Annotated in this window: 13 protein-coding genes; 6 read left to right on the forward strand and 7 right to left on the reverse strand. The window is 67.2% G+C overall.

Annotation, left to right across the window (positions count from 1 at the left end; all coding sequences use genetic code 11):
- Positions 1-344 precede the first annotated feature (344 nt).
- The 6 genes from C664_RS07420 to C664_RS07445 form a co-directional block, all read right to left on the reverse strand.
- Entirely contained in the window at positions 345-1,682 is a 1,338-nt protein-coding gene (locus C664_RS07420; protein WP_004256613.1) for an MFS transporter, read from the reverse strand.
- Positions 1,679-2,719: a 4-hydroxy-2-oxovalerate aldolase gene (gene dmpG, locus C664_RS07425; protein WP_004256615.1), complete on the reverse strand. Its 1,041-nt coding sequence runs from the start codon at positions 2,717-2,719 to the stop codon at positions 1,679-1,681. Before dmpG ends, C664_RS07420 begins: the two co-directional genes overlap by 4 nt.
- A gap of 26 nt (positions 2,720-2,745) precedes the next feature.
- On the reverse strand, positions 2,746-3,672 hold the full coding sequence (locus C664_RS07430) for an acetaldehyde dehydrogenase (acetylating) (RefSeq protein WP_004256617.1): 927 nt from the start codon (positions 3,670-3,672) through the stop codon (positions 2,746-2,748).
- 124 nt (positions 3,673-3,796) lie between these two features.
- On the reverse strand, positions 3,797-4,585 hold the full coding sequence (locus C664_RS07435) for a fumarylacetoacetate hydrolase family protein (protein WP_004256618.1): 789 nt from the start codon (positions 4,583-4,585) through the stop codon (positions 3,797-3,799).
- A gap of 44 nt (positions 4,586-4,629) precedes the next feature.
- The gene (locus C664_RS07440) at positions 4,630-5,403 is read right to left on the reverse strand and encodes a glucose 1-dehydrogenase (RefSeq protein ID WP_004256620.1); all 774 of its coding nucleotides are present in this window, start codon (positions 5,401-5,403) and stop codon (positions 4,630-4,632) included.
- 46 nt (positions 5,404-5,449) lie between these two features.
- The gene (locus tag C664_RS07445; RefSeq protein WP_004256622.1) at positions 5,450-6,427 is read right to left on the reverse strand and encodes a flavin reductase; all 978 of its coding nucleotides are present in this window, start codon (positions 6,425-6,427) and stop codon (positions 5,450-5,452) included.
- Between the two features lie 205 nt (positions 6,428-6,632).
- On the opposite strand from C664_RS07445, the gene C664_RS07450 reads away from it, so the two are divergent.
- A complete protein-coding gene (locus C664_RS07450) occupies positions 6,633-8,069 on the forward strand; it encodes an aldehyde dehydrogenase family protein (RefSeq protein ID WP_004256624.1) in 1,437 nt (478 codons plus the stop codon).
- A gap of 135 nt (positions 8,070-8,204) precedes the next feature.
- On the opposite strand, the gene C664_RS07455 is transcribed toward C664_RS07450, so the two are convergent.
- Complete coding sequence (locus C664_RS07455; RefSeq protein WP_038011221.1) at positions 8,205-9,689, reverse strand: FAD-dependent oxidoreductase; 1,485 nt, start codon at positions 9,687-9,689, stop codon at positions 8,205-8,207.
- 194 nt (positions 9,690-9,883) lie between these two features.
- Here C664_RS07455 and C664_RS07460 point away from each other — a divergent pair, with 194 nt between their 5' ends.
- From C664_RS07460 to C664_RS07480, 5 genes are read left to right on the forward strand one after another with little or no spacing between them, the layout of a single operon-like run.
- A complete protein-coding gene (locus C664_RS07460) occupies positions 9,884-11,587 on the forward strand; it encodes an FAD-binding protein (protein ID WP_232435078.1) in 1,704 nt (567 codons plus the stop codon).
- A 23-nt stretch (positions 11,588-11,610) separates the two neighbouring features.
- Positions 11,611-12,372, forward strand: coding sequence for an SDR family oxidoreductase (locus C664_RS07465; RefSeq protein WP_004256630.1), 762 nt, complete (start codon positions 11,611-11,613; stop codon positions 12,370-12,372).
- Between the two features lie 26 nt (positions 12,373-12,398).
- Positions 12,399-13,988, forward strand: coding sequence for a FadD3 family acyl-CoA ligase (locus tag C664_RS07470; RefSeq protein WP_004256632.1), 1,590 nt, complete (start codon positions 12,399-12,401; stop codon positions 13,986-13,988).
- Between the two features lie 47 nt (positions 13,989-14,035).
- Positions 14,036-15,262 (forward strand): NADH:flavin oxidoreductase, encoded by a 1,227-nt coding sequence (locus tag C664_RS07475; RefSeq protein ID WP_004256633.1) that lies wholly within the window; start codon positions 14,036-14,038, stop codon positions 15,260-15,262.
- 15 nt (positions 15,263-15,277) lie between these two features.
- Positions 15,278-16,927, forward strand: coding sequence for a HAMP domain-containing methyl-accepting chemotaxis protein (locus C664_RS07480; RefSeq protein ID WP_004256636.1), 1,650 nt, complete (start codon positions 15,278-15,280; stop codon positions 16,925-16,927).
- Positions 16,928-16,979 lie beyond the last annotated feature (52 nt).

Genomic DNA, 16,979 nt, shown 5'->3' on the forward strand with positions numbered 1-16,979 from the left:
CGCCTTGTCAGGTAAATGCAGATGCATTGCCTGCGATTGCTGCCATCCTGTTCCGAGTTTCGGAGGTCCACCAGCTACCAAGGCCGAATCGAACGCCGCGATCCAGCTTGGCCGGGCGGCGTTTCCATTCGACGACAGGCCAGTGCAGGCCACCGCGCTAGGTGATCATCGGAACATCAAATCGGGTGACCACACTCACCAGTCTAGGGCGATTCACTCTGCTAACCAGGCGCGGGTACTAAAGACGGGGGCTGGTCACTCCGGGAACGATGAAGTAAGCACTCGCGTACCGGATCAGCGGGAGACAGCTGCCATTCGCGGCACCCCAACGACAGGGCTTGCCCTCAGGCTGCGCTTGTCGACTTGCGGCCCAAGATCGTTTCCGACGAATGCAGTGCCCTGGCGACCTTTAGCAGCAGGAGCATTGCGCATGCGGCCGTGACGCAGCTGACCAGCAGGGCATAGCGGAGTGTGTCGGTGCCAAAATGCGGTAGCAGGATGTCACTGATGAGCCCCGTCAGAAGCGGCCCGATCCCCAGGCCCAGCAAGGTGCTGAGCAAGGTCTGAAGCGCGAAGGCAACGGCTCGGTTGCGCGAACCGGTCAAGGTGGTGAGGAGGGCAAACGAGGGGCCGAGCCACCATACCGATGCGAAGCCGTTCAGCGCACACCAGATCATGGCCTCGGGCACGGGGACGCCGAGAATGGTCGTCAGGAGGTCAGTGGGCCAGAACAGGTAGGTGATCAGGGAGAGCACGCCAATCAGGTGCCCGATGAGAGGAATGCGGATACGCCATTGCGGCCCACGGCCGCCTGCGCGGTCCGCCAGCCAGCCAGCGAACATCGCGCCCAGGCCGGCACTGATGCCGCCGACGAGGCCAGTCAGCAGCCCGGCATGTTGCAGCGCGATGCCGTGCGAACGCACCAGAAAGGTCGCGTTCCACATGCCGAAAGAGGTCCCGCCCAGGGTTGCGGTCGCACTGGCGAGAATGAGGTAACGCACCGGCCGGTCGGCCCACAGTCCTTTGACTGTGGAGCGCATGTCCGACGCGGCCGTGTGTGTGACCGGGGCGTCCCATCGCCCGCGCACGGGCTCGCGTCCAAGAAAGGCCAGCAAGATCCCGATCAGCATTGCCGGAAGGCCCACCACGATGAAGCTCGTGCGCCAGCCATAGGCGTCGACCAGCCACGCACCCAGACTGAGCGCGACGATTGCGGCAAAGGTCGGTGCGGTGGTGAACACGCTGATGGCAAATGCGCGCCGCTGAGGAGGGTAGAGGTCTGCGATCAACGACAGCGCCGCGGGCGCCGAAGGCGCTTCTGCGGCGGCAACGGCCATGCGGGCGAGAACGAGCAGGAGAAAGCTGCCGGTCAGCCCACACAGGAGGGTTGCAATCCCCCACAGGATGCAGGATGCCGAAAGCAGGAGGACGCGCGGCACACGGTCGGCGAGCCGCCCGGCTGGCAGCCCGAGCACTGCGAAGACGGCTGCGAAGGCGAGGCCCGAGATCAGCCCCATCGAGGTGTCGCTGGCGCCGAACTCGTGCTTGATCGGCTCGATCATCACCGCGATGATCTGTCGGCCGACAAAGTTGTCGGCATACATCATTGCCAGCAGGAGCAGCAGGCCATGGCTCCTCCACGGCGACACGGTGGCAGGCGTGTCCATGGCCTTGGTCGTCATGCCCTGGCGTGTGCCGCCTGTCTCGCCCGCGCCAGATTCAGCGCCGTATCCTCGATCATGTCCTCCTGCCCGCCGACCATGCCGCGCCGGCCCATCTCGACCAGGATCTCGCGCGCGGGCACGCCGTACTTCTTCTCGGCGCGCTTGGCGAACAGCAGGAAGGAGCCATACACGCCGGCATAGCCCAGCGTGAGCGCGTCGCGGTCGATGCGGATCGGGAAGTCCATGATCGGCACCACCAGGTCCTCGGCCACGTCCTGGATCTTGAACACATCCACCCCGGTCTCGATCCCCATCAGGTCGCACACCGCAATGAAGACTTCCATCGGGGTGTTGCCCGCACCGGCGCCCAGGCCGGCGGCCGCCGCGTCGATGCGGGTGGCGCCCACTTCGAGCGCGGCGAGGCTGTTGGCCACGCCCATGGCGAGGTTGTGGTGGCCGTGAAAGCCCAGTTCAGTCTCGGGCTTGAGCGCATCGCGCACCGCACTGAGGCGGGATTTGACCGTGTCGGGCAGCAGGTGCCCGGCCGAGTCGGTGACGTAGATGCAGTTGGCGCCGTAGCTCTCCATCAGCCTGGCTTGCTTGACCAGCCCTTCGGGGCTGTTCATGTGGGCCATCATCAGGAAGCCGACGGTGTCCATGCCGAGCTTGCGGGCCATGCCGATGTGCTGCTCGGAGACGTCGGCCTCGGTGCAGTGGGTGGCCACCCGGATCGTGGAGACGCCCAACTCGTGCGCCATCTTCAGGTGGTCCACCGTGCCGATACCCGGCAGCAGCAGCGCCGAGACCTTCGCCTGCTTCATCAGCGGGATCACCGCGCCGAGGTATTCCTCGTCGCTGTGGGCGGGGAAACCGTAGTTCACCGAGCTGCCGCCGAGGCCGTCGCCGTGGGTGACCTCGATCAGCGGGATGCCCGCTTCGTCCAGGCCGACGGCGATGGTCTTCATCTGCTCGAGCGTCATCAGGTGGCGCTTGGGGTGCATGCCGTCGCGCAGGGTCATGTCGTGGACGGTGATCTTCTTGCCGCGAAGTTCCATGTTCATCTCCTTCGTCTGGTCGCCGCTCAGGCCACCATCGTGGCGCGGTTGGATTCGAGTTTCAGGCGCCCGGCGAGGATCTCCTCGGCGAACATCTCGGCGGTGCGCGCACCGGCCGCGGTCATGATGTCGAGGTTGCCGGCGTACTTGGGCAGGTAGTCACCCAGGCCTTCGACTTCCAGGAAGACCGAGACGCGGTTGCCATCGAACACGGGACCATTCACGAGGCGGTAGCCGGGCACGTACTTCTGCACCTCGCGGATCATGGCGTGGATGGATTCGGTGATCGCGGCCTGGTCCGGTTCGGTCTCGGTCAGGCAGTGCACCGTGTCGCGCATGATCAGCGGCGGCTCGGCCGGGTTCAGGATGATGATGGCCTTGCCCTTCTTCGCGCCGCCCACCTTCTCGACCGCGCCTGCGGTGGTGCGGGTGAATTCGTCGATGTTCTTGCGCGTGCCCGGACCGGCCGATTTGCTCGACACGGTGGCGACGATCTCGCCGTAGGCCACCGGCTGCACGCGCGACACGGCCGCGACCATCGGGATCGTGGCCTGGCCGCCGCAGGTGACCATGTTGACGTTCATCTCGCCCTTGCCGACATGCTCGGCTAGATTGACCGGCGGCACGCAGAACGGGCCGATCGCGGCCGGGGTGAGGTCGATCATCAGCACGCCCAGCTCGTTGAGCTTGCGGCTGTTCTCGGCATGGACGTAGGCGCTGGTGGCGTCGAAGGCGATCTGCACGCCGTCGGCCAGCACATGCGGCAGCAGGCCGTCGACGCCCTCGGCGGTGGTCTTGAGGCCCATCTCGCGCGCACGCGCCAGGCCCTCGGAGGTGGCGTCGATACCCACCATCCACACCGGCTCCAGCACCGGGCTACGCTTCAACTTGTACAGCAGGTCGGTGCCGATGTTGCCCGGACCGATCAGGGCGCATTTGATCTTCTTGCTCATGGATTAAGCTCTCCGAGTGGGGGCCTGACCGGCCGTCCCGATGCAGCAAAACGATGGATGCAGGCCACGCGGCGGCACGTGGAAGAGGGAGGGTGTGCCGCCGCGCACCTGCAAGCCGCGAAAGTCAGGAGAACGCGACCGAACAGCGGCCCAGTCCCTCGATCTCCATCTCGAAACGGTCACCTGCGCGTGCGGGGATCAGCGGCGCCAGCGAACCGGACAGGATCAGCTCGCCGGCACGGAAGGGAATGCCGAAACGGCCGAGGGTGTTCGCGAGCCAGGCCACGGCTTCGGCCGGATGGCCCTGGACGGCCGATCCCAGGCCTTCGCCGGCGGGTTCGCCGTTGCGCAGCATGCGCATGCGGACCGCCGCCAGGTCGAGGCCGGCCGGGTCGGTGTGCCGCTCGCCGATGACGAAGACGCCGCAGGAGGCGTTGTCGGCGACCGTGTCCTGAATCCGGATCTTCCAGTCGTCGATGCGGGAGTCGACGATCTCGAAGCAGGGGGCGACCCAGGCGGTCGCGGCGAGCACGTCGTCGCGGGTCACGCCCGGGCCGTGCAGGTCAGCCTTCAGCATGAAGGCGATCTCGCCCTCGGCGCGCGGCTGGATCAGGCCAGCTTTCGCTATGGAAATCGTGGCGCCGTCGGGGTAGTGCATGGTGTCCGTCAGGAAGCCGAAATCGGGCTGGTGCACGTTCAGCATGTCCTGCACTGGCTTGCTGGTCACGCCGATCTTCTTGCCGACGACCTTCTCGCCATCGGCTTCGCGCCGCGACAGCATGTGCAGCGAGACATGGTAGGCATCGTCGACGTCGATGTCGGGATGGCGGTCGGTCAGCGGCGCCAGCGTTCGGCGCTGGCGCAGGGCGTCATAGAGTTCGTCGCCGAGCTGGCGGATCAGGGTGTTGTCCATGCTTGCGTCCTTGAATGAAGGAAGGCCGTGTGTCCGATGCAGGTTCAGCCCGGCCAGACGCTCGACTCGGCGCCGCCGTCGACCTCGAGGATCTTGCCGGTGACCCAGGCGGAGGCCGGGGTCGCGAGGTACAGCGCGGCGGCCGCGATGTCCTCGACTTCGCCCAGCCGCTTCAGCGGCGTGTTCTTGATCATGCCCTCGCGCATGTTGGCGGGCAGGGCACGGTCGAGCGCGGCGGTCATGATCGGTCCCGGCGCGATCGCATTGACACGCACGTCGGGGGCGAAGTCCTGCGCCAGCAGGCGGGTGAGCTGGCTCAGCCCGGCCTTGGCGGTGCCGTAGGCGCTGAAATACGGCTGGGCGTAGCGCGCGGCGCCCGAGGTGATGTTGACCACGTTGCCGCCGCCAGCCGCGCGCATGTGCGGCACGCACAGGCGGGTCAGCTCGTAGGCCGAGCTGACGTTGAAGCGGAACACCCCCTCGAACTTGTCCGCCGACATCTTCAGCGGGTCGTTGGGCCCCGAACCACCGGCGTTGTTCACCAGATGGGTGATACGACCGAATTCGTTCATTGCGGCCTCGACCACGCTGGCCAGTTGCGGCAGGTCGGTGACGTCGCATTGAACAGCCAGGGCACGGCGGCCGAGGGCGCGGACCGCGTTCGCAACCGCCTCGACGTCGGCCAGCGTGCGTGCAGCACACACGACGTCGGCGCCGGCTTCGGCGTAGCTGAGCGCGATGGCACGGCCGATGCCGCGGCCTCCGCCGGTGACGATGGCGACCTGGTTGTCGAGGCGGAAACGGTCGATGAGAGGCATGGGATGTCCTTTTCGATTAAGCGTTCGGGGTGTCGTCAGCCGGCGCTCAGCGCGGCGACCAGAGGTCGGGCATGCCCGGGTCGCTGCTGGCGATCAGGCGCTTGAGCAGTAGTTTCAGGGCCATCGCGTCGCCTGCGCCGAGCTTGGCCGCGATGTCTTCCTCGACGGCCTTTGCCAGCGCGATCTGGCGCAGCGAGGCCTCGCGGCCGTCGGCCGTCAGGACGTAACGCTCTTCGCCATCGTGGGTTTCGAGCGCGACCAGGCGCTGCGATTCCAGCGAAGCCATCGACTCGTCCGTGGCCAGCATGCCGGTATAGGCAATGAAGGCGTTCAGTTCGTTCAGCGTCAGACGGTCGCGGATCGACAGCACCGACAGGACGAAGAACGAGCGCTCGTCCAGGGCCTGCGTGTTCAGCAACTGGCGCAGGGCAAACAGCATCTGGTAGTGGGCGCGCCCCAGCAGGTAGCCGAGCAGGTCCTCGGTGTAGCTGCACTCGGGTGGCGGCGTCGCCCCGAGGCGGACTTCCTCGCGCGGCTTGCGCGCGGCCAGCGCGTACTGGCCGCTCTGGAAGACGAGCGGCGGCAGATCGCTGTGGTCGTAGGCGAGCACCTCGCCGACGAAGATGACGTGATCGCCGCCGTCGTAGCTGAAGGCAGTGCGGCACTGGAAGCGTGCCGTGCAGTCCTTCAGCAGCGGTGCCTTGCTGATGCCGTCGTCCAGCTCGAGTCCCGCGAACTTGTCTTCACCCTGGCGGGCGAAGCGGCCCGAAAGCGGCTCCTGGTCGGCCGACAGCACGTGCACGTTCCAGTGCTTCGCGCTCGAGAAGGCCTGCAGGCTGCGGGCATTCTTCGCCAGACTCCACAGGACCAGGGGCGGATTGAGGGAGACGGAGTTGAAGCTGTTGGCGGTGATGCCGATCGCTTCGCCATCCGGGGCGCGGGTCGTGATGATGGTGACCCCGGTGGTGAAGGTGCCGAGCGCGGCGCGGAATGCCTGGGGGTCGAAACCCTTGTGCGTCGTCATGTCGTGTCTCGCAAGACGGGAGAGAAGATGGCGCCGAGTATGGAATTCGCCCCTGACAGGGTCATCGTCCCAACGGACTAGCGTTTTTTGCCGGCGCGGCCTGGGGCGATCGTCCGATCGGACTACGCGGCTTCGGGGTTCGCGGGTTAAGTTCGCAGCGTGCGCAACTGCGTCAAATCCCGCCTCTCAACCCGGAGCGATTGCCGTGACGAAAGAGATCATCACTACCGCCGCAGGCCTGGTCGGCCTGCTCCAGCAACAACGCAGCGCGTTCGATGCCGCTGGCGCCGTCAGCGCCGCGGAGCGCAAGCGCCGCATCCAGACGGCGATCGACTTGCTGGTGAAGTACCACAAGCCCCTGGTCGAGGCCATGGACGCGGACTTCGGCGGCCGTCCCAAGGGCTATTCGCTGATGAACGATGTGCTCGGTTCGCTGACCTCGCTGAAGTATGCCCGCGATCATTTCGAGCCCTGGATGGCGAGCGAACCGCGCACGCCGTTCCCGCCCTATGACCAACTGGGCGCCCAGGCCTGGGTGATGTACCAGCCCAAGGGCACGGTGGGCATCATCGGTACCTGGAACGCGCCGCTGTTCACCCTGTTCAGTCCGCTCGCCAGTGCGCTCGCTGCCGGCAACCGCGCCATCCTCAAGCCTTCCGAGGTAGTGCCGCGCACGGCCCAGGTCGTGGCCGAGGCGGTCGTCGACATGTTCGATCCGCTCGAGGTCGGGGTCGTTACCGGCGGCCCTGACATGGGCGAGATCTTCACCGCCCAGCCCTTCGATCACATCGTGTTCACCGGCAGCACCCAGGTCGGCAAGGCGGTCATGCGCAACGCCGCCCAGAACCTCGTGCCGGTGACGCTGGAGCTGGGCGGCAAGTCGCCGACCATCGTTGCCCGCAGCGCCGATCTCCCGACCGCGGCCTTCCGCATCGCCGCCGCGAAGGCGAGCAACGGCGGGCAGCTGTGCGTGAATCCGGACGTCGTCTATGTGGCCCGCGAGCAGCTCGAGGATTTCGTCGCCGCGCTCAAGCGTAGCTTTGGCGAACTGTTCCCGAGTGTGGCGGGGAACCCGGACATGGTCGCGGTGGTGAACGAGCGCCACGTGGCCCGGGTCGACGCCTATGTCAGCGATGCGGCCCGTGCCGGCGCCCGGGTGGACTGCGCGCCGGCGCCGCTGGCGGCCGATGCGGCTGGGCGCCGCCGCCCGCTCGCCATCGTCATCGACCCGCCGTCGAACGCGATGATCATGCAGGAAGAGATCTTCGGTCCCGCGGTCGTCGTGAAGCCTTACGACGCGATCGACGCGGTCATCGCCGACATCAACAGCCGTCCGCGTCCGCTGGCGCTGTACTACTTCGGCGAGGACGAGGGCGAGCAGAAGCGCGTGCTCGAGCACACGCTGTCGGGTGGCGTCACGATCAACGAGGCAATGTTCCACGCCGCGATGGAAGACGCGCCCTTCGGCGGCGTGGGCGCCTCCGGCATGGGGCACTACCACGGTCGCGAAGGCTTCCTCGAATTCAGCCATGCGCGCACGGTGTTCAAGGCGCCGGCCTACGATCCGCGTCGCGAATGGGGTCTGCTGCCGCCTTACTCCGAGCACTTCCTGGCGATGATGGAGGCGCAGGTCACGCCCTGAGCCTGACGCGCCTCAGGGGTCGTCAACGCAACGGTTTCCAAGGAGCGCGAAGCCCTGCTGTAATGAAGAAACGCCGCGCCCCCGGCTGGGGATCGCGGCGTTTCTTATTTAGCCGTGTGCTTGTGCGCGCCGCTCTCAGCGCCCGGCGGCAGCCAGCCCGGCCTGGCGGCCGAAGAAAGTCGAATCGCCGAGCGACATGCCCGAGCTGTAGCCCTCGCCCCAGCGCGGCAGGCCGCAGGCGGTGCGCCCGGCGGCGTAGAGGCCGGGGATCGGCTGACCGTCGGCGTCGAGCACCTCGCCGCTGGGCCGCGTGTGCAGGCCGCCCATGGTGAAGGCGTGGGCCTTCATGTCCTCGCTGCAGTAGCTGAGCGCGGCGAAGGGCGCCTCGGTGAGGGGACGCAGCCAGTTCGCCGCCTTGTGCAGCAGCGGGTCCTGGCCCTCGGCCGCGTGGCGGTTGAACTCGGTCACGGTGTGCACCAGGCTGCCGGCGGGCAGGCCGAGTTCCTGCTCCACCTCTTCCCAGGTCTCGCCGACCGCGGCAACCCTGAGGTCGGGCTGGATCACCGGACGACCGAAGATCTCGTTATCGACCAGCAGCCAGGCCTTGCCCTCGGGCTGGCGTAGCACGTAGTGACCGACGCGGCCGTGGTAGGCATCCTCATTGATGAAGCGCTCGCCGCGCTTGTTGACGAAGATGCCCTTGACCAGCGACTCGGGCGGGAAGAATGGGATGGTGGCAAAGAACTGATCCATGTGGATGGTGGCGCCGCCGACGCTCATGCCCATGCGGATGCCCGAGCCGTCATCGTTGCCGCCCGAGACGAGTTCGCTGCAGGCCAGCGCCCCTGGCGCGAAGCGCGCCACCATCTCGCGGTTGACGATGAAGCCGCCGGCGCACAGCACCACGCCTTTGCGCGCCCGCACGAATTTTTCTTCGCCGTCGATGCGCACGATCACGCCGACTACGCTGTGGGCCTTGTCCACGACGAGGCTCAGCGCCCGGCTGTTGCAATGCACGACGGCGCCGAGCGCCTCGGCACGCGCGCACAGCTTCTCCATCAGCACCTTGCCGCCGCCCCAGCCCTCGAATTGCGCGGTATGGCCGCGCGGCGCCGGCTTCGCCCTGGCGCTGAACGGCCAGGCCGCCTCGCTGCCCGACCACAGCAGGGTGTCGTCCGTCGTGGGCTCGATCCACTTGCCCGGCAGGTAGGTGCCCTTGAACGGCACGCCCTGGGCCTCCAGCCAGTCGAAGTGGGCGGCGGCGTGCTCGGCATAGGTGCGCACGCGTTCCGCGTCGGCGCCCGGGCCGCCGGCCATCATCAGGTAGGTGTAGAGGTCCTCGGTGCTGTCCTCGAAGCCGTGCTCGCGCTGGACCCGCGTGCCGCCGCTGCCGCCGACATACACCTCACCGCCCGACCACGACGCGCTGCCGCCGGGCGCGGCCGCCACTTCGAAGACATGGACATCGGCGCCCGCCGCGCGTGCCTCGATCGCTGCGCAGCTGCCGGCGGCACCGAAGCCGATCACGGCCACGTCCGTCTCGATGTCCCAGCGCGGCACATCCTCAATGCGGCAGGGGCGGGCGGGCCCGTAGATGGGGGAGGGTGTATTCGTGCTCATGTGACTGTCCTTTTCTGTGGGTGTCTCCGCGCACGATGATCGGATTCCACGGCAAGCGCCGCATCCCTCGATTGGATGATGCCGGGCGCCGGCGACGCCACGCGCTCGCGCCTAGTCCGCATTGACGATGAAGCGCGCCCGACCTGCCGCCACCATCGCTCACATTCCAACAAGATCAGGGGTGGAGCGTGAGCGTGCAAGATCAGTCACAGATGAGCTGGGATGTCATCGTCGTCGGCTCCGGTGCGGGCGCGATGACCTCGGCGGTGATCGCCGCCGACCGCGGGCTGTCGGTGCTGGTGATCGAGAAGAGCGACAAGTTCGGCGGCACCTCGGCGATCTCGGGTGGCGGCATCTGGATCCCGAACAACCACTACTTCAAGGCCAAGGGCGGCCAGGACAGCTACGACAAGGCGCTGCAGTACATCCTGTCGGCCGGTGGTGGCAAGGCCGACGAGACCAAGGTGCGCGCCTACCTCGATCACGCGCCGAAGATGATCAAGTACCTGGAGGAAAAGTCCCGGGTGCGTTACGCCGTGGCCGAGAAGTATCCCGACTACTACCAGCACCTGCCGGGTTCGCTCCCGGGCGGGCGCTCGCTCGACCCGGAGCTGTTCGACACCAGCGTGCTCGGCGACGAGCTCGACAACCTGCGCCGCCCTTCGCCCGCCACGCTGCTGATGGGGCGCATCTCGTGGACCGCGCGCGACGCGCACATCGCCATGGCGCGCGAGCGCGGCTGGCGCCTGAAGGTGCTGTGGATGATCCTGCGCTACAAGCTCGATCTGAAGTGGCGCAAGAAGAGCAAGCACGACCGCCGTGCCGGACTCGGCAGTTCGCTGGTGTCCGCGCTGCGCGCCTCGCTGCTGGATCGCAAGGTACCGCTGTGGCTGAAGACCGACTTCCGTGAGCTGGTGCTCGATGGTGATCGCGTCATCGGCGTCCGGGTGGTGCGCGAAGGGCGCGAGCTGACCTTGACCGCCTGTCGCGGCGTGATCCTCGGCGCTGGCGGCTTCGAGCAGAACCAGGCACTGCGCGAAAAATATCTGCCCCAGCCGACCAAGGCCGCGTGGAGCGCAACCCCGCCGGGCAACAACACCGGCGCCGCGCTCGAAGCCGGCATGGCCGTGGGGGCCGCTACCGACCTGATGGAGTGGGCGTGGTGGGCGCCGACCATTCCGGTTGTGGGCGAGGACAAGCCGCGCGGCATCTTTGCCGAGCGCGCCTTCCCGGGCTCCATCGTGGTCAACAGCCTTGGCAAGCGTTTCTGCAACGAGGCTGAGGGTTACCTTGAATTCGGCGATGCGATGTACAAGGACTACAACGCCACCGGCGGCAAGAACGTGCCGGCGTGGTGCATCTTCGATGCCCACTTCCGCTTCCACTATGCGATGGGCCCGCTGATGCCAGCGCAGATCATGCCCGACAGCCGCCTGCGCAATGAGTGGCTGGGCAGCGTGTACTGGAAGGCCGATACGCTCGACGAATTGGCGCGCCAGATCGGTGTCGACCCCGCCGGGCTCGCGGACACCGTGGCGAAGATGAACGACTACGCCCGTAGCGGCAAGGACGCCGATTTCGGCCGTGGCGACAGCGTGTTCGACCGCTACTACGGCGATGTAAACGTCAAGCCCAACCCCTGCCTCGCGCCGATCCAGAAGGGGCCGTTCTACGCGATGCGCATGGATGCGGGCGACATCGGCACCAAGGGCGGACTGCTGACCGATGCGCAGGCCCGCGTGGTGCGACCCGACGGCACGCCGATCGAAGGTCTTTACGCCATCGGCAACACCTCGGCCTCGGTGATGGGCACTGCCTATCCGGGCGCCGGTGCCACCATCGGACCGGCGATGACCTTCGGCTACATCGCGGCACACCACATCGCAGCCAACGCTTGACCGTACTTCAGGAGACATTGCACATGGCAGGACGAATCGAAGGCAAGGTGGCGCTCGTCACGGGGGGCGCGAGCGGCGTCGGGCGCGCGACGGTGGAATGCTTCGTCCGCGAGGGCGCACAGGTCGTGTTCACCGACCTCAACGTCGACGCGGGCGAATCGCTGGCCGCCGGCCTGAACGGCAAGGCCGTCTTCATCCGCCAGGACGCCGCCTCGGCCGCCGACTGGGACGCGGTGATGGCAACGGTGCGCGCGCGCTTCGGCTGTCTCGATATCCTGGTAAACAATGCCGGCATCCTGGTGAAGGGCTCGATCGAGGACGCCTCGCTGGAGGACTGGCAGCGCCTGATGCGCGTCAATGCCGACAGCGTCTTCCTCGGCTGCAAGGCCGGCGTGGCGCTGATGAAGGAGGGCGGGGGCGGATCGATCATCAACATGTCGTCGATCGCCGGCATCGCCGCCAAGGAAGACTACGCTGCCTATGGCGCCTCCAAGGCCGCGATTTCAGGGCTTACGCGCGCGGTCGCCGCCCATTGTCGCAAGGCCAAGTACCGCATCCGCTGCAACTCCATCCACCCCGACGGCGTCATGACGCCGATGACCGCAGGCTCGTACCCCAAGGGCGTCGACCCGGCGCGCTTCACCATCGATGCCGACCCGATGAACCGTGCCTGCCTGCCCGAGGACGTCGCCGCCGCCGTCCTCTTTCTTGCCGAGGATGGCGCGCGCGCAGTCAATGGCATCGAGCTGCGCGTCGACAGCGGCCAGTTCGTGATGAGCATCTGAGCCGCCGCAACACCACCGGAATCATCATGACCGCACATTTCGTACCGCCGCTCGCCCGAAGCCTGCCCGCGCTGGTGCTCGAGGCCGCAAAGCGCCACGGCGACTGTCTCTTCATCGAGGACGGCGACACCCGAATCCATTACGCGGACCTGCCGGCGCGCGTTCTTGCCGTCACCCGCGCGCTGATCGCCCACGGCATCGAACCAGGCGACCGGGTTGCGATCTGGGCGCCCAACCGCGCCGAATGGATCCTGGCCGCGCTCGGCATCCACTGCGCGGGCGCGGCGATGGTGCCGATCAACACCCGCATGAAGGGCGCCGAGGCGGCCGACATCATCGAACGCAGCCACGCCCGCATCCTCTTCGTCGTCGACCGCTTCCTCGAGATCGACTATCCGGCGATGCTCGCCGGCTGCCGTCCCGCCACGCTGGAGAAGGTGGTGGCGATCGGCGAAGCCGGCGCGCATGCCGACACCGACTGGGCGCGCTTCCTCGCCGACGGCGAGGGCGTGAGCGAGGGCCAGGCGCGCGTGCGGGCGCAGGCGGTGCAGCCCGACGACATGTCGGACCTGATGTTCACCTCCGGCACCACCGGTCGGCCCAAGGGCGTAATCAGCGCCCATGGCCAGATCATCCAGGCCTTCACCGAGTACGTGAAGATCGCCGGCATCCGTGCCGGCGACCGCTACCTGATCGTCAATCCCTTCTTCCACACCTTCGGCTACAAGGCGGGCTGGGTCACCTGCCTGATCGCCGGCGCCACCGTGCTGCCGCACCCGGTGTTCGACGCCGAGGCGGTGTTCCGCCGCATCGAGGCCGACCGCATCAGTGTGCTGCCCGGGCCGCCGACGCTCTACCTGTCGATGCTCGCGCATCCGAAGCTGGCGCAGACTGACCTTTCCAGCCTGCGCGTCGCTGTCACCGGCGCTTCGACCATCCCGCCGGTGCTGATCGAGCGCATGCGCCACGAACTCGGCTTCGAGGTCGTGCTGACGGCCTACGGCCTCACTGAATGCGGCGGGCTGGCCACCATCTGTGCCGCCGACGACGACGCCGAAACCGTGGCGCTGACCAGCGGCCACGCCATCCCGGGCACCGAGATCCGCATCGTCGACGGCGAGAACAGGCCGCTGCCCGTGGGTGAGGCCGGCGAGATCTGCCTGCGCGGCTTCCACGTCATGCGGGGCTACTTCGAGGACGCCAAGGCCACCGCCGAGACGATCGATTCGGATGGATGGCTGCACACCGGCGACGTGGGCACGCTGGACGCGCGTGGCTACCTGCGCATCACCGATCGCCTCAAGGACATGTTCATCGTTGGTGGCTTCAACTGCTACCCGGCCGAGATCGAGGCCGCGCTCACCGCGCACCCCTCGATCGCACAGGTGGCGGTGATCGGCTTGCCCGACGAACGCATGGGCGAAGTCGGCTGCGCCTGCGTCGTGCTGCGCCCGGGGCATGCCCTGGACGAGCCCGGGCTGATCGCCTGGTCGCGGGAGCGCATGGCCAATTACAAGGTGCCGCGCTTCGTGCGCTTCTTCGCGTCGCTGCCGGTCAATGCGTCGAACAAGGTCGTCAAGAACGAGCTGAGAGCGATGGTGCGCGTTCCGGCGTGAGCGCCTCGCGCCATCCGTGCCACTCCATGAACTTCACGAGACATTTCATGAACGAGAAAAACACGCTGTTTACCCCCTTCAAGCTGGGGCCTGTCACCTTGCGCAACCGTTTCATCCGCGCGGGTGCCAACGAGGGCATGGTGGTCGATGGTGCACCCAGCAAGGCGCTTGTCAAGCACCATCGTGACATGGCGGCCGGCGGCGTCGGCCTCACCACGGTGGCCTACGGGGCGGTGTCGAAGGTCGGTCGTACCTTGCCGAACCAGGTGTGGATGCGCCCCGAGATCCTGCCCGACCTGGAGGCGCTGGCCGAGGCCGTGCATGCCGAGGGTGGCGCCATCTCCTACCAGATCACGCATGGTGGTTCCTTCGTCACCTCGGTCAAGGTGGAAGAGCCGACGATGAGTGCCTCCGGCGGCTTCAACAAGGCGGGGTTCATGCGCGGCAACTTGCGCAAACGGGCCATGACGCGCGCCGACATGGACCTGGTGGCGCAGCAGTTTGTTGACGCAGCTGAACTGTGTCGCCAGGCCGGCTTCGATGCGGTCGAGATCCACATGGGCCACGGCTACCTGCTCAACCAGTTCATCTCGCCCATCTCCAACAAGCGCACCGACGAGTACGGCGGCAGCGCCGAGAATCGCGCCCGCTTCCCGGCCGAGGTGCTGCGCCGGGTCAAGGAGAAGGTCGGCCACCAGATGGCGGTGCTGGCGAAGATCAACGTCGCCGACGGCGTGCCCGGTGGTGCGACGGCCGACGACGCCATCGTCACTGCGCGACTGTTGCAGCAGGCCGGTGCCGACATGCTGGTGTTGTCGGGCGGACGCAACATGGAGTCGGGCTGGTTCATGTTCGGCAGCAACTTCGACATGGACGAGATGAAGAAGGTGCTCAAGGGCAGCTGGCTGACCGGGCTGATGATGAAGTTGTCGCAGATCGGCACGCCCAAGGTCCAATTCCGGGAGATGTATTTCCTCGAGTACTCGCGCCAGATCCGGGCGGCCGTGGACATCCCGCTGGCCTATCTCGGTGGTGCGCGTTCGCTCGCCAATGCCGAGCAGGCGATGGCCGAAGGTTTCGAGGCGGTGGTCATGGCCCGGCCGCTCATCCACGACTCGCAGTTCGTCAACAAGCTGCAGCGGGGCGAGGTCAAGGCCTCGGGTTGCATCAACTGCAACCGCTGCATTCCCTACATCTATCACCCCGCGGGAACGATGTGCGTCATGAATCCGCCCAACGATGTCGCCTTGAACTGTGTGCGTGCGGCGGGCTGACGAGGGCACTGCAGCGTGACGAAACTCAGCATTGCACAGCGACTGTGGATCTGGGCCGCAGTTGCGGGCTTCCTGTTCTTCGCGGCGGTGGCCTTCGGCTGGTACGGACTTCACCAGGCCAAGGAGTCACTGCGCGAGGTTCACGAGATCAACATCGCCACCCTGGGGCGGCTGGAGGCGATCCAGTTGCGGCTGCTGTCGAACCGCCGGCTGATCCCGCTTGCCTTCCAACTCGACCCCGAGGGCGGCCTGGCCTCGGCGCACGAGCGGCCGCTGCCCTATTACCTCGAGCAGATCGATCGCAACACGCGCGAAATGGAGACCTTGCTGCAGTTGCAGCGTGAGCGGCTGCGCGATCCGGAGGAAGAGGCCTTGTTCACCGCCTTCGAGGGGCACTACCGGGAGTGGCTGGCTCAGGTCGACGAAGTGCTTGCGTCGCTGCGCACCGGCCACTTTCGCCAGACCTACATGAGTGCCTTCGTCCAGGGCGGCGAACCGGCGGGCGATGCCACGGGCGAGGCCTTGGCTGCGCTCCATGCCCATCAGACGGACGTGACGGCCCGCATGTATGAGGCTGCGCAGCAGCGCTACCACGCCACCATCAGCGCCTATCTGGCGCTCTCGGTCATCGGCACGCTGTGCGGCGTCTTCATCGCGGTGAGTACGCTCCGGCGCCTGCGCACCGCCTTCGGCGTGGCGTCGCGCGTCGCCCGCTCGATCGCGGATGGCGACCTCTCGGTGAGCGTGCCCGCGCTGGGTTCGGACGAGTTCGGCGTGCTGCTCGGCGAGATCGGGCACATGCGCGACCGGCTCCACGGCCTGGTCGACGACCTGCGCCGCGAGGTGAAGCAGCTGGGCGTGGAGGCGCGCCAGATGTCGGGCATCGCCGGGACGGCCTCGGAGCGCGCGCTGTCGCAGGAAGAGGCGCTCAACCGCATGTCCGAGGCGGCCAATGCCCTGGTCCATTCGATCGACCAGGTGGAAACGCATGCCAGCCTCTCGCTGCAGACCACCGAGCGCTCCTCGGCCCGCGCCGAGGACAGCCGGCAGTTCATCCGCAGCATGGCCCGGGAGATGCACCGCGTGGCCGAGGTGGTCGACACCACCGCCCTCCAGGTCCAGGAACTCGAGCAGCTGTCGCAACGCATCAGCGGCGTGGTCAATGTCATCCGTGAGGTGGCGGAGCAGACCAACCTGCTGGCGCTCAACGCAGCCATCGAGGCCGCGCGTGCGGGCGAGCAGGGGCGCGGTTTCGCCGTCGTTGCCGACGAGGTGCGCAAGCTGGCCGAACGCACGGCAGCGTCGACGCAGGAGATCATCGTCACGATCAGCGATATCCAGGATCGCACCCGCGGCGTTTCCGCCGGCATGAAGCAGGTCGTCGAGCGGGTGGCCGCGGGGCAGGGCTTGTCGCGCGACGCCGAGGTGTCGGTCGAGAGCATCCGCGAGGGCACCCATGCAGTGTTCGAGGCCGTGGGCAGCATCGGCGAGTTGATCAAGGCGCAGGCCGAGTCCACGCGCGAGATCGTGCGCCGCATCGAGAGTGTTTCCAGCGGCACGGGCGACCTCTCGGCAAGCGCCACCCGCAGCGCCGAGTCGGCTGCCGGGCTGGATGCGCTGGCGCGCACGCTGGACGATCTGTCGGGACGCTTCCGCCTGGCCTGAGGCGGTTCGGTGCGCGCGGCTGGCGTGCCCACAAGACAACGCCCCATCGGTT

Source organism: Thauera sp. 63, assembly GCF_000310165.2.
In the GTDB taxonomy this organism is placed as follows: domain Bacteria; phylum Pseudomonadota; class Gammaproteobacteria; order Burkholderiales; family Rhodocyclaceae; genus Thauera; species Thauera humireducens.